Annotated in this window: 13 protein-coding genes; 9 read left to right on the forward strand and 4 right to left on the reverse strand. The window is 73.7% G+C overall.

The annotated features are described in order from the left end of the window. Positions 1-99 precede the first annotated feature (99 nt). Together AC0I8G_RS12050 and AC0I8G_RS12055 are read left to right on the forward strand one after the other, a co-directional pair. Positions 100-633, forward strand: coding sequence for a DUF2231 domain-containing protein (locus tag AC0I8G_RS12050; RefSeq protein WP_471730128.1), 534 nt, complete (start codon positions 100-102; stop codon positions 631-633). Positions 634-684: 51 nt separating this feature from the next. Beyond that, positions 685-1,512, forward strand: coding sequence for an undecaprenyl-diphosphate phosphatase (locus AC0I8G_RS12055; RefSeq protein WP_471730129.1), 828 nt, complete (start codon positions 685-687; stop codon positions 1,510-1,512). 47 nt (positions 1,513-1,559) lie between these two features. Here AC0I8G_RS12055 and AC0I8G_RS12060 read toward each other — a convergent pair whose 3' ends face one another. Next, a complete protein-coding gene (locus tag AC0I8G_RS12060; RefSeq protein WP_471730130.1) occupies positions 1,560-2,816 on the reverse strand; it encodes a multidrug effflux MFS transporter in 1,257 nt (418 codons plus the stop codon). A gap of 123 nt (positions 2,817-2,939) precedes the next feature. Next, on the reverse strand, positions 2,940-3,767 hold the full coding sequence (locus AC0I8G_RS12065) for a helix-turn-helix domain-containing protein (RefSeq protein WP_471730131.1): 828 nt from the start codon (positions 3,765-3,767) through the stop codon (positions 2,940-2,942). A 92-nt stretch (positions 3,768-3,859) separates the two neighbouring features. On the opposite strand from AC0I8G_RS12065, the gene AC0I8G_RS12070 reads away from it, so the two are divergent. The 6 genes from AC0I8G_RS12070 to AC0I8G_RS12095 all read left to right on the forward strand — a co-directional run bounded on the left by AC0I8G_RS12070 (position 3,860) and on the right by AC0I8G_RS12095 (position 9,691). After that, positions 3,860-4,558, forward strand: a complete 699-nt coding sequence (locus AC0I8G_RS12070) for an SDR family oxidoreductase (protein WP_471730132.1) — start codon at positions 3,860-3,862, stop codon at positions 4,556-4,558. A 45-nt stretch (positions 4,559-4,603) separates the two neighbouring features. Further along, positions 4,604-5,323: a ZIP family metal transporter gene (locus tag AC0I8G_RS12075; protein ID WP_471730133.1), complete on the forward strand. Its 720-nt coding sequence runs from the start codon at positions 4,604-4,606 to the stop codon at positions 5,321-5,323. Positions 5,324-5,402: 79 nt separating this feature from the next. Further along, positions 5,403-6,596 carry an acetylesterase gene (locus AC0I8G_RS12080; RefSeq protein ID WP_471730134.1) on the forward strand — a complete coding sequence of 398 codons (1,194 nt, stop codon included), beginning with the start codon at positions 5,403-5,405 and terminating at the stop codon, positions 6,594-6,596. Further along, on the forward strand, positions 6,593-7,729 hold the full coding sequence (locus AC0I8G_RS12085; protein ID WP_471730135.1) for a Gfo/Idh/MocA family protein: 1,137 nt from the start codon (positions 6,593-6,595) through the stop codon (positions 7,727-7,729). The genes AC0I8G_RS12080 and AC0I8G_RS12085 overlap by 4 nt, the downstream gene beginning before the upstream one ends. A 43-nt stretch (positions 7,730-7,772) precedes the next feature. Next, on the forward strand, positions 7,773-8,585 hold the full coding sequence (locus AC0I8G_RS12090) for a hypothetical protein (RefSeq protein ID WP_471730136.1): 813 nt from the start codon (positions 7,773-7,775) through the stop codon (positions 8,583-8,585). Next, positions 8,582-9,691, forward strand: a complete 1,110-nt coding sequence (locus AC0I8G_RS12095; RefSeq protein ID WP_471730137.1) for a ThiF family adenylyltransferase — start codon at positions 8,582-8,584, stop codon at positions 9,689-9,691. Before AC0I8G_RS12090 ends, AC0I8G_RS12095 begins: the two co-directional genes overlap by 4 nt. A gap of 24 nt (positions 9,692-9,715) precedes the next feature. On the opposite strand, the gene AC0I8G_RS12100 is transcribed toward AC0I8G_RS12095, so the two are convergent. Beyond that, a complete protein-coding gene (locus AC0I8G_RS12100) occupies positions 9,716-10,714 on the reverse strand; it encodes a tyrosine-type recombinase/integrase (RefSeq protein ID WP_471730138.1) in 999 nt (332 codons plus the stop codon). Between the two features lie 328 nt (positions 10,715-11,042). After that, positions 11,043-11,540: a QcrA and Rieske domain-containing protein gene (locus AC0I8G_RS12105; RefSeq protein WP_380262668.1), complete on the reverse strand. Its 498-nt coding sequence runs from the start codon at positions 11,538-11,540 to the stop codon at positions 11,043-11,045. Between the two features lie 122 nt (positions 11,541-11,662). Here AC0I8G_RS12105 and AC0I8G_RS12110 point away from each other — a divergent pair, with 122 nt between their 5' ends. Next, a complete protein-coding gene (locus AC0I8G_RS12110; RefSeq protein ID WP_471730139.1) occupies positions 11,663-12,337 on the forward strand; it encodes a hypothetical protein in 675 nt (224 codons plus the stop codon). The last annotated feature ends 4 nt before the right edge of the window (positions 12,338-12,341 follow it).

A 12,341-nucleotide genomic window follows, 5' to 3' on the forward strand; every position in this document is an offset into this window, starting at 1 on the left:
AAGCAATAGTAGTCGACGTCGTCGCGTGCAGCTCCCCACCGGCCCCACCGCCAGTGTGCGGCACACCGCTCCCCGAAGCCGCAGCCCTGGAGGAACCCCGTGCTGGACACCGTCAACGGACTCCCCGTCCACCCCCTCGTCGTCCACGCCGTCGTCGTGCTCCTCCCGCTCGCGGTGCTGGGCACGATCCTCGTCGCCGTCCTGCCCCGCTGGCGCGCCCGCTACGGCGGGCTCAACGCCCTCGTCGCGGTGATCGCCACCGCCCTCTGCCCGATCGCGACGAGCAGCGGAGAAGCCCTCGAACACCGCGTCGGCGACCCCGGCGCCCACGCCGAACTCGGAGACCAGCTCGTCTGGTTCGCCCTCCCCATGACGCTGCTCGCGATCGTCCTGTGGTGGGTCCAGCGCCGCCACCGCGCCGACACCCCGGACCTCACCAACGGCGAGCAGGACCCCGGCGCTCGCGGTCGAGGCCCGCGGGCCGTGCGGGGCCTCGGCGTCGTCGCCGTGCTGTCCGTGGTCGCCGCCGTCGCCGCCGGCGTCCAGGTCTACCGGGTGGGCGACTCCGGCGCCGAGGCCGTGTGGGCGGACCAGATGACCAGCGGCCCCGCCCAGGCCAGCAGCGGAGACTGACGCGAACCACCGAACCGCCACCCGTCGAGAACGATCTGAGGACTGCACCGCATGGACATCGCCCAGGCCCTCGTGCTCGGAGTCGTCGAGGGGATCACGGAGTTCCTCCCCGTCTCCAGCACCGGACACCTGACCATCGCCGAACGACTCCTCGGCCTGCGGGTCGACGACCCCGGGGTGACCGCGTTCACCGCGATCATCCAGGTCGGAGCCATCGCCGCCGTCCTGATCTACTTCCGCACCGACATCGTCAGGCTGGTGCGGGCCTGGGGGTCCGGACTCCTGCACCCCGCCGCCCGCCGCGACCCGGACTACCGCCTCGCCTGGTTCGTCATCGCGGGTTCCGTCCCCATCGGCATCGTGGGTTTCGCCGCCCGTGACCTCGTCTCGGGACGCCTGCGCAGTCTTGGCGTCGTCGCCGTCGCCCTCATCGCGTGGAGCGCGGTCATGTACCTCGCGGAACGGCGCGGCAGTCAGGAACGGTCGGAGCGCGACGTCCGGCTCTCCGACGTCCTGGTCATCGGGCTCGTCCAGTGCGTCGCCCTGGTCCCCGGGGTGTCGCGGTCGGGGGCCACCATCAGCGCCGCCCTGTTCCGCGGCCTGGACCGCGTCACGGCGACCCGGTTGTCGTTCTTCCTCTCCATCCCGGCGCTGACCGCCGCCGGGGCCTACGAGGCCGCCGGCAGCGCCTCGGACATCAGCGCCAGCGTCGGCTGGACCCCCACGCTCGTCGCGACCCTGGTGAGCCTCGTCGTGGCCTACGCCTCCATCGCCGGGTTGCTCCGACTGGTCGCCCGCCACCCCATCACCGTCTTCATCGGCTACCGGGTCCTCCTCGGCGTCGTGCTGCTCGTGCTGCTGGGGACCGGAGTCCTCTGAGCGGGAAGTGACGCGTCGCGCCCGACGCAGGACCCGACGGCCACGGCTCAGAGCCGAGCACCACCACCGGCCCCAGGGGAACGCACGACCGGGGTGCCGGCGCGACGCCGGGTTCCGGTGACGCTCACCAGGGCCGCCAGCGAGACGAGGGCGCCCACCGTCATCAGCAGCGCCACCGGGACGGAACTGTCCTCCCCACCGAGCCCGGCCAACGGAGCCGCGACCCCGGCGGTGCCCCACTGCAGCATCCCCAGCACCGCCGAACCCGTCCCCGGGTGGTCCGGCACCGCAGCGTTGGCCAGGGCACCGGCGTTCCCGAGCACCAGACCGATCGCCACCATGAGGGCGAAGAAGCACCCCAGGGCCAGCGGCAGCGGAGTCCCCAGCCAGAACGCCCCCACCAGCATGCCGACGCCGGCGGCCAGGGCCAGGACCTGACCGGTGAGGATCACCGAGCGGGTCGCGACCCGGCCGGCGAGGCGGGCCGAGACCAGCGACGCCACCGTCATGCCCACCGCGTTGGCGGCGAAGGAGACCGAGTAGGCGATGGGGCTCATCCCGTTCATCGACCGCAGCACGAACGCCGACGTCGCCACGTAGGCGAACAACGCCACCATGGCCGCCGAACACACCACCAGGTAGCCCACGTACTCCCGGTTCCCCAGGACCTCGCGCGCCGCCCGGGCGAAGGCCCCCAACCCGCCGGGGTGCCGGTCCGCCACGGACAGGGACTCCGGCACGACGAACCACACCACCACGAGGGTCACCGCGGTGATCACCGCGATGACCCAGAACGGAGCCCGCCACGTCCAGAGCTGCAGGACGACCCCACCCAGCAGCGGCGCGAGGATCGGCGCCACCCCGCCCACGCCCTGGACGAGGTTGAGCGAACGCACCAGCTGGTGACCCGTGGCCAGGTCGACCACGACGGCCCGCCCGATGACCATCGCCCACCCACCGGCCAGACCCTGCACGAACCGCGTCACGGCCATCACGGTGATCGTCGGCGCGAGGGCACAGGCGACCGAGGCCAGCAGGACCACGACCACCGCCACCAGCAGCGGCCTGCGACGACCCCGCTGGTCCGAGACCGGACCACCGACCAGCTGCCCCACCGCCATCCCGGTGAAGAACGTCGTCAACGTCAACTGCACCGCGGTGGCCGAGGTGCCGAGATCGCGGGCGACGTCGGGGAAGGCCGGCACGTACATGTCGGTGGCCAGCGGAGCGATCGCCGTCAGGAGGACGACGGTGGCCATGAGCGCGGCGGGGACCGGTCGGGTCTCCGACGGGGAACGGGTCACGGGGCTGCGGTTCCGATCGTCGCGGGGTGCCGGTGGAGGTCCGTCGACGGTAACGACCAGCGCCACGCGGGAGGAGTCCCTGCCGTGAGGTGTACCGCCAGTACACCCGGCGGCCAGCCCCCGCTACCGGCCCGGCGCGTCGACGGTCCCCGCCAACCGGGACAGGCGTTCCGCGTCCCGGCCACCCGCGACGGGGGAGTACACCACCAACCGCACGTCCGACCCCGGGAACTGCACCACGTCACCGTCGAGCACGACCGTCCCCACCTCCGGGTGCTCCACCCGCTTGCGCATCCCGCGGTAGCGCGCCGGCCGCGCCGCACCCCACCGCTCCACGAACTCCGGACTCGCCTCCCGCAACGCACCGACCAGGTCCACCAGCTCCGGATCGTCGGGATGCTCCAGCAGCGCCACCCGCAGGTCACCGACGATCGCGTCCCGGAACACCTCGTCCTCCACCGGATCCACCCGCACGTTCGGATTCGGCTGCGTCATCTCGAACCACACCACGTTGCGCGACCGGCCTTCCCCCACCCCACCCAGCAGCGCCGTCCACGCGGGGTTCCACCGCAACAACCACCAGTCCGCCGAGTAGACGGCCGCCGGCCACTCCCGCAACCGCGACACCATCCGTTCCGCCCCCTCGGGGACATCACGGGACAACGCCCCCCGCACCGGAGCCAACCCCGCCGCCCGGTGCAGCAGGTCCGAGTCCTCCGCCTCCAGGCGCAACGCCCGCGACAACGCCGCCACCACCGGAGCGGACGGCCGTGTCGCCCGCCCCTGCTCCAACTGCACCAGGTAGTCCACCGACACCCCCGCCAGCAGCGCGAGCTCCTCACGGCGCAACCCGGGCGTCCGCCGCGCGGTGACCACCATCCCGGTCGGCCCCACGTCGCAGCGGTTGCGCAACCCCCGCAACAACGTCCCCAACCCCGCACTCCCGCTCACCCGGGCATCATGCCCGTGGGCCGGGTGGTGCTGGCAGTCCTACCGAGGCGCAGCGCCTTCCGCCCCGCAGGACCGACCCGCAAGGTGGCGCCATGGACACCATCACCCTCGTCACCGGCGCCAACAAGGGCATCGGCCGCGAAACCGCCCGACGACTCGCCGCCACCGGACACACCGTCCTGATCGGCGCTCGCGACCTCGACCGCGGTCGCTCCGCCGCCGCCGACCTCGGGGTCGACTTCCTGCACCTCGACGTCACCGACCAGGGCAGCGTCGACGCCGCGGCCGCCCGGGTCCGGAGCGAGCACGGTCGCCTGGACGTCCTCGTCAACAACGCCGCCGTCAACTCCGGCGTCGCCCCCCTGGAACGGACGACGGTGGAACAGGCCGCGGCGGTCCTGGACACCAACCTGCTCGGGGTCCTGCGCGTCACCAACGCCTTCGTGCCCCTCCTGCAGAACTCCGAGCACCCGCGGATCGTCAACGTGTCCTCCACGGTCGGTTCCTTCGCCGCGACGCTGGAGCACGACATGTTCGACTGGGAGGTCGTCCCCCCGATCTACGCCGTCTCCAAGACGGCCCTGACCATGCTGACCCTGAAGTACTCCCGTGCGCTGCCCGGGATCCTCGTCAACGCCGCCGACCCCGGCTACACCGACACCGACCTCAACGACGGCCAGGGGACCCAGACCGTCACCGAGGGCAGCGACGCGATCGTCCGCCTCGCGACCCTCCCCGACGACGGTCCCACCGGCACCTTCGTCAACCGGGAGGGCGCGCTCGCCTGGTGAACCGCACGGACGGCGCCCGGTCCCGTCGCGGGGGACGATCACGAGGTGCTCTCGACCATCGCCCTCTACACGCTGGTCCCGCTCGCAGCGGCCCTGCTCTCCGGCGGCATCGCCGCGGTGCGTGCCCCCGGTCCCCGCCTCACCAGCGGCCTGCAGCACTTCGCCGCGGGTGTCGTCTTCGCGGCCACCGCCATCGAGCTCATCCCTACCGTGCTCGAACGGTCCCCGTGGGTCGCGGTGGCGGGGTTCGCCGCCGGCATCGCCGTCATGTTCACCTTCCGCCACGTCGGGGCCCGCATCGAACGCGGACGCGCGGCCCGCGGGGCGCTGGGGGTCCCGGTCGGGCTCATCGTCGCGACCGGCATCGACTTCCTCGTCGACGGCGTCATCCTCGGGGCCGGGTTCTCCACCGAGGCCCAGGTCGGTGTCCTGCTCACCGTGGCCCTCGCCGTGGAGTACCTCTTCGTGGGCCTGTCCCTCTCCGCCTCGATCGCGGGAACCCTCCCCACCCTCGTGGTGGCGCTGCTCCCGGCGGTCCTCGCCGTGCTCACCATCGGCGGTGCCCTCGGCGGGGCGGTGCTCCTGGGCGGTGCGTCGCCCGCCCTGCTCGCCGGTGTCCTCGCCTTCGGCGCGGTCGCCTTCATGTACCTGGCCACGGAGGAACTCCTCGTGGAGGCGCACGAGAGCGGCGAGACGAGCGTCGGGAGCGTCGGGTTCTTCGTCGGGTTCCTGGTCTACCTGGTGCTCTCGGAACTCATCTCCTGAGGGTGGCTTGCTGGCCCGGAAGGCCGCCCACTACGGTGCGAGCAAGCGCTTTCCCGACCTGCGACGGAGCCGGATCGACATGACCACCACTGATCGTCTCGGAGTCTTCGACGGGTTGGTGGAGGTCCTCGAGGACTCCTGGCCGCTGTTCGGTGACGACGCACCGACGCCGGCGGAGGTCAGCCGACGGCTGCACGCGGTGCTCGGGGTCCCGCGGGTCCCCGGCGTCGCCGAGGCCGACGTCCGCGTCGAGGCCGAGTGGGTCCGCGGCGACCTGTCCGGGCGGGAACTGTCCTGGGACGCCGGGTTCGGGCCTCGCGTGCGCGGCCGGTTGCTGCGACCCCTCGACGGTCCGCAACGGTTGCCGGCCGCGGTCTTCCTGCACTGCCACGGCGGGATGAAGCGGTTCGGGCTGGACAAGCTCGCCGACGGGGCGGACGGCCGACCCGTCCACCCCTCCCTCGGCGGGGTCCGGGACGCGCTGTACGGCGGCCGGGCCCCCGCCGAGGAACTGGCCCGTCGCGGCCACCTCGTGCTGGTCCACGACGCCTACGGCTGGGGGAGCCGGCGGTTGCCCGTGGCGGGGATGCCCGCCCGCAGCGAAGCCGTCGCCGAACTCGAACTCGCCGCGCGGGAACTCGCCGCCGGAGCACCGCTCGACGAGGCCGCCACCTACGACGTCCACGCCGGCCCGGCCGAGGACGCGATCGCCAAGGCGCTGGGTCTGCTGGGTACGTCGTGGGCGGGGTTGATCGCGCGCGAGGACCTGCTCGCCCTGGACGTCCTCCGGGCCACCGGCGAGGCCCTCGACGGCGTCGCCCTGGTGGGTCTGTCGGGAGGCGGCGCCCGGGCCGCCATCGCGTCCGCGCTGCGACCCACCCCGGAGGGCGGCATCGGCCGGGTGGTGGTGGCGGCCATGGTCTCGACGTTGCGGGACCTGCTGGCCCGGCACGTGCACTCCCACACCTGGGCGTTCATGACCCCCGGCCTGGCGCGGGTGGCCGACTGGCCCGACGTCGTCGCGGCCGCCGCGCCCCGTCCGCTGCACGTCCACTACGCCACCCGCGACCGGTTGTTCCCGCGCGAGGGCATGACCCGCGCGGACGAGGTCATCCGTCGTCGCTACACCGGAGCCGGTGCGGCGCAGGCCTACAGCGCGTCGTTCGCCGACGTGGGGCACTCCTTCGACGCGGCCGCGCAGCAGACGGCGTTCGACTGGCTCGAAACCCCCGGACCCGGCCCGGGTCCCTCGTCCCCGGAGGTAGCACGGTGAACCCCGTCCCCACGATCGCCCTGGCCGGGGTCCACGGCTACGGACACTCCTACCTCGCGCGCCTCGGTCCCCGGATCGCCGCCAGCACGTTCCGCTGGGCCGGCGTCGCGGACCCGCGACTCGAGGTGGGGGCGCTCCCCGAGGGTCTGCCCGCCGACGTCCCCCGCTACGGCGACCTCGCCGACCTCCTCGCCGAGCAGCGACCCGACGTCGTCGCCATCGCCACCCCCTTGCACACCCACGCGGACCTCGCGGAACGGGCGCTGCGCAGCGGGGCCGACGTGGTCCTCGAGAAACCCGCGGTGACGGGTCTGACGGAGTTCGCCCATCTCCTCGACCTCGCGCAGGCGGAGGGCCGCAGCGTCCAGGTGGGTTTCCAGAGCCTCGGGTCCGCCGCGCTGGACCACGTCCGTACCCGCGTGGCCGAGGGCCGGATCGGGGAAGTGACGGGTTTCTCCGCGGCAGGGTGCTGGGTGCGTGCCCGCTCCTACTTCACCCGCGCCCCCTGGGCGGGCCGCCGCCGGCTCGGGGATCAGGTCGTCGCCGACGGCGTCCTGACCAACCCGCTGGCCCACGCGGTGGCGACCGCGCTGGCCGTCGCCGGGCGCCAGTCGCTCGAGGACGTGCTCGCCGTCGAGGTGGACCCGTTCCGGGTCAACGACATCGAGACCGACGACACGACGTCCGTCGTCGTCTCGCTGCGCGACTCCCCGGACCTCGTCCTGGCCGCGACGCTGGCGGCCGCCGAACCCGGCGAACCGTTCGTCGTCGTGGAGGGGACCCGCGGCCGGCTGACGCTCTACTACACCCTCGACGTGGTCGTGGAGGAACTCCCGGGGCGTCCACCGGCGACGACGCAGCACACCCGGGTCGACCTCCTCGACGACCTCCTCCGCCACCGCGAGGACGGCCGGCCGCTGCGGTCCCCCCTGGCGTCGGCCGGTGCGTTCACGAGGGTCCTCGACGCGATCGTCAACGGTCCGCGACCCCGGGTCGTGCGACCCGACGCGTTCCGCGTCGTGGAACTGCCCGACGGTGACGAGCGGCGCGAACTGCCCGGTGTCGAGGAGGCCGTCCACGAGGCCCTGCGCCGGCGGAGCACGTTCAGCGGGTGCGGGGTCGACTGGACGTGAGCCGTCCGGAGGTCCTGTCGGAGCGGACCCCTACGGTGACGGCGTGCGCACCTGGGTCGACCTCGCTCTCGCCGTCCTCGCCGCCGCCGTCGGCGCGGCGCTGGCGCTGGACCGTGGCGACATCTGGAACCCCTCGGCCGGTGTGGTCGTCACCCTCGTCGTCCTGACCGCGGTGCTGGCGATCGGTTCCACGGCCGAGCACGTCCTCGCGCGGGCGCTGGACCGGCGTGCCGACGCCGACCGGGAACTGCACGACGACCTGCTCTCCGGGGCCCTGTGGGCCGTCGTCGACGCGACCGGCGGCCGCCTCGACCCGCGCGACCTCGCCCTCGCCGCCTACCGCGTGCGCCGGCCGTTCCTGCGCCCACCCCGGCTGGTGCGGGTGCACCGGGTCCGGTCCCGGCGCCGACCGGTGGCGTCCGGGGTGCGGTGGGCGCCCGGCAAGGGCGTCATCGGGGAGTGCGTCGCGACGGGCGCCGTGATCGCGCGCGACGTCAGCGTCCTCGACGCCGCCGGGGAACGGCAGGGACTGTCGGTGGAGGAGTTCCGCCGGGTCGTCGGCAAGTACGCCGTCGTGGTCGCCGTCCCGCTCGTCGACGACACGGGGGAGACCTCCCGCGTCACGGGGTGCGTGGCGCTCGACGGGCCGGCCGGTTCCCTCGAGCTCCTGCGCTCACCCGCCGTCCTCGGGGTGCTCGAGGCCACTTCTCGTGCCCTGCAACGGCTCACGGGATCGGCGCCACCCGCGGTGGGTCAGGGGGTGGACACCGGGGGTGACACCCTGCGCGCCGCCCTGGAACGCCAGGACAGCCCGCCCGAGCGGATCGCCGCGGCGGGAGGGAGGGTTTCCCCGTGACCCCGAACGCGCCTCTCGTGGAACCCGGCCCGCAGCTGACCGACGAGCAACGCGCCCGCTACTCGCGGCACCTGCTGCTCCCCGAGATCGGTGAGGTCGGACAGCGGCGGCTGCTGGCCACCCGGGTGCTCGTCGTCGGCGCCGGTGGTCTGGGGTCCCCGGCGCTGCTGTACCTGGCGGCGGCCGGCTTCGGGACGATCGGCGTCGTCGACGACGACGTCGTCGACGCGTCGAACCTGCAACGCCAGATCGCCCACGGCACGCCGGACGTCGGGCGGGCGAAGGTCGACAGCGCGGCGGAGGCCGTGCGACGGCTGAACCCCGGGGTCGTGGTCCGGACCCACCGTGAACGTCTCACCGCGGCCAACGCCCTCGACCTGGTGCGCGGCTACGACCTCGTCCTGGACGGCTCCGACACCTTCGCGACGCGGTACCTGGTCAACGACGCGTGCAGCCTGGTGGGTGTGCCCTGGGTGTGGGGTGCGGTCCTGCGCTTCGACGGTCACGTCAGCGTCTTCCACGCCGGGCACGGACCGACCTACCGGGACCTCTTCCCCACGGCCCCGCCACCGGGAACCGTCCCCGGCTGCGGCGAGGCGGGTGTGCTGGGCGGGGTGTGCGGCGCCGTCGCCTCGACCATGGTGACCGAGGCCGTGAAGGTCGTCACCGGTGCCGGCCGTCCGCTGCTGGGGCGTGTCCTCGTCCACGACGCGCTCGCGATGACCTGGCGCGAACTGCCGCTGCGTCCCGACCCCCGACGCGAACCCGTCACCGGCCTGGACACGCTGCCCGCGGTGCAGGCGCGGGCGTTGATCGCGACCGCTGGGGGTGCGGCACCGCTGGTCGTCGACGTGCGGGAACCGGTCGAGCACGCCGAGTCCGCGATCCCGGGATCGCTCAACGTGCCTCTCGCGCACGTCCTCGCCGACCCGGGGATCCTGCCCCCGGGCCCGCTCGTCCTGCACTGCGAACGCGGGACCCGTTCCGCCCAGGCGCTGAGCGCGGTCCTGGCGACGGGCCGCACCGACGTCGTGCACCTCGAGGGTGGGGTCGTCGCGTGGCGGGCGGCGGGAGGACCGGTGGTGGGCACGGCGAACGCGCTCTGACCCGTTCGGCGGTGGTCCCCGTCGTCACAACCCCACGTGCGCCGCGGGGTTGCGCGGGAACGGGCGGTCCTCCCGGACGCACGCGGCGAGGGCCGCCGCCGACCGGTGACCGGTCTGGCGGGCGATCGACACCGACGGGACACCGGCGCGCGACGCCGCCGTGACGAACCCGGCCCGCAGGCTGTGACCCGAGAAGAGCGTCGGGTCCAGCCCGACGTCGAGGGTCCGGCGCTTCACCACTTCCGCGACCCCGCGGTCGCCGAGGCGTTCGGGCCGCAGGGAGCGACCGCCCTTGGTCATCCGGCGGAACGCGGCCCCCTCGGTGAGCCGCGCGACGGTGACCCAGGCCTTCCAGGAGCGGACAGGGCAGGTCTCGAGTCGGTGACCGCGGGGGAGCTCCACGGTCCGTTCGGCCCGGGACCCCGCCTCGCGGATCGTGACGAGGAGGCGTCCGGGTTCGACGACGACGTCGGACACGTCGAGCGCGCTGAGTTCGGAACGCCGTAGCGCCCCGGCGAACCCCATGACCAGCAGTGCCCGGTCGCGGTGGTCCATCACCGTGTCCTGCAGCGGGGCGACGAGGACCGCGAGCTCGCGGATCTCGACGGCGTCGACCTTCCGGGGCTTGCGCTGCGGTTCGTGCACCCGGCGCAACCCGCGCCAGACCAGCGAGACGTGCTCGCCGTCGGTGGGGGAGGGGACCCCGATGATCCCGTGCGCGACGGCGATCGCGGCGAGGCGACGGCGCAGCGTCGAGATGGACAGCGTCTCGACGTGGTCGGCGAGGTAGGTGGCGACCGTCTCCGGCTCGGCCGGCAACGGCTGCCGCTCGGTGCGGGTGCACCACTCGGCGAAGTGCGCGAGGTCCACGGCGTAGGCGTTCCAGGTCCCGGGCGCGCGCACCGCCCGACGGACCGGGTCCAGCAGGGTGAACCAGAGGCCCAGGGTCTCGGCGTCGAACGCGCCGGGGACGGGCAACGGCGGCAGGCCCGCGGCAGCGAGTTCCGGCATCTCGTCGGTCATGTCTCCACAATAGCGTTGAAAGTTCAGTTATTGGAGTCAATGCGCCATCGAAATGGTCATGGCGGCTGCGCCGCCGAACAACAACCTATGCAGCGGGGGCTGTTGTTCGGCCGGACCGACAGCCCTGGCCCGACTCAGGAGCACGTGCCGCCGGCGTACGTCGCGCCGTTGACACCGCACTCGAAACCAGCGTGGAAGTCGGGGGAGCACGTCGGTCGTGACCAGGACGTTGAACAGCAGACCGATGCCCGCCAGCGGCAGGACGATCCTCCCCGTCGACCTCCCGCCGCGACACCGGAACCGCACCCTGGTACCCCGACCAGCGAGGTCAGGTCGCCGCGACGACCGAATCGCCGTCGACGGTGACCTTGAACGGGGTCAGGGGATCCGTCGCGGGCCCGTTCAGGACGGCGCCGGTGAGGGCGTCGAACTTCGACCCGTGGCAGGGGCAGTCGAGCTCCTTCTTCATCACGGCCACCGCGCAGCCCTGGTGGGTGCAGAGTCCGCTGAAGGCGACGATCTCGCCTGCGGTCGGCTGGGCGACGACGACCGGTGCGCCGCCGGCCGCCGTGACCAGGAGGGCCGAGCCCACGGGCACCGCGGACACCGTGGTCAGCGCCCCGTCCCCGCTGGAGGTGGCGCTGCCGGAGGAGCTGGTGGACGAGCTGCTGCTGTCGGTGGTCGCGGGGGTGGTTCCGGCGTCGTCGTCGCTGCCGCAGGCCGCCAGCAGGGACCCGACACCGAGGGCGCCACCGCCCACGGCGAGCGCCTTGCGCCGGGACAGGAGCCCGGGAGTCACGGGCTGGGGCAGTCGGGCGTCGTCCACGAGGATCCTCCGTCGGTCCGGCGGGCCCGATCGGTCCGCTCGGAGGGGACACGGTGTCACGCCCCGTTCGGTTCACCCCGGGGCCGGGGCAGGCTGGGAACGTCGGCGGTAGCGTCGCGCGGGTGGCCGACGACCTGCGCGAACGGCTGCGGCACGTCCGGTGGATCGGCGGCGGGTCCGGCGGTGCGAAGTCCACCGTGGCCCGCGCACTGGCGGCGCGCTTCGCCGTCGAGGTGTTCTCCACCGACGACGCGATGACCCGGCACACCCGCCGGCTGTCCCCGGCGTCCGCTCCGCGGCTGCACGCCTTCGCGGCGATGTCGATGGACGAGCGGTGGGTGGCGCGGACTCCGGCCGAGATGCTGGAGACCTTCCACTGGTTCGCCGGGGAGGGTTTCGAACTCGTCGTCGAGGACCTCCTGGGCCTCCCGCCGCACCGGCCCGTGGTCGTCGAAGGGTTCCGGCTGCTGCCCCGGCTCGTGGCCCCGCTGCTGTCCCGCCCGGAGCAGGCGGTGTGGCTGCTGCCGACCCGCGAGTTCCGGGTGCGGGCCTTCGCGGACCGGGGTTCCACGCTGGACATCGCCGACCGGACCGGTGACCCGGGGCGGGCCCTGGCCAACCTCCTCGAGCGGGACGCCCGGTTCACCGACCGCTTGGCGGGCGAGACCGGGGAGGCCGGGTGGGTCGTCGACGGATCGGCGTCTCTCGACGACCTCGTGACCCGTGTCGCGAGCCGGTTCGGGTTCGGCGCGGCGCCCGGACGGAGAACGAGGCCCGGACCCGGGTGGCCGTCGTAGCCTG

Source organism: Kineococcus sp. AC630 (assembly GCF_979255925.1).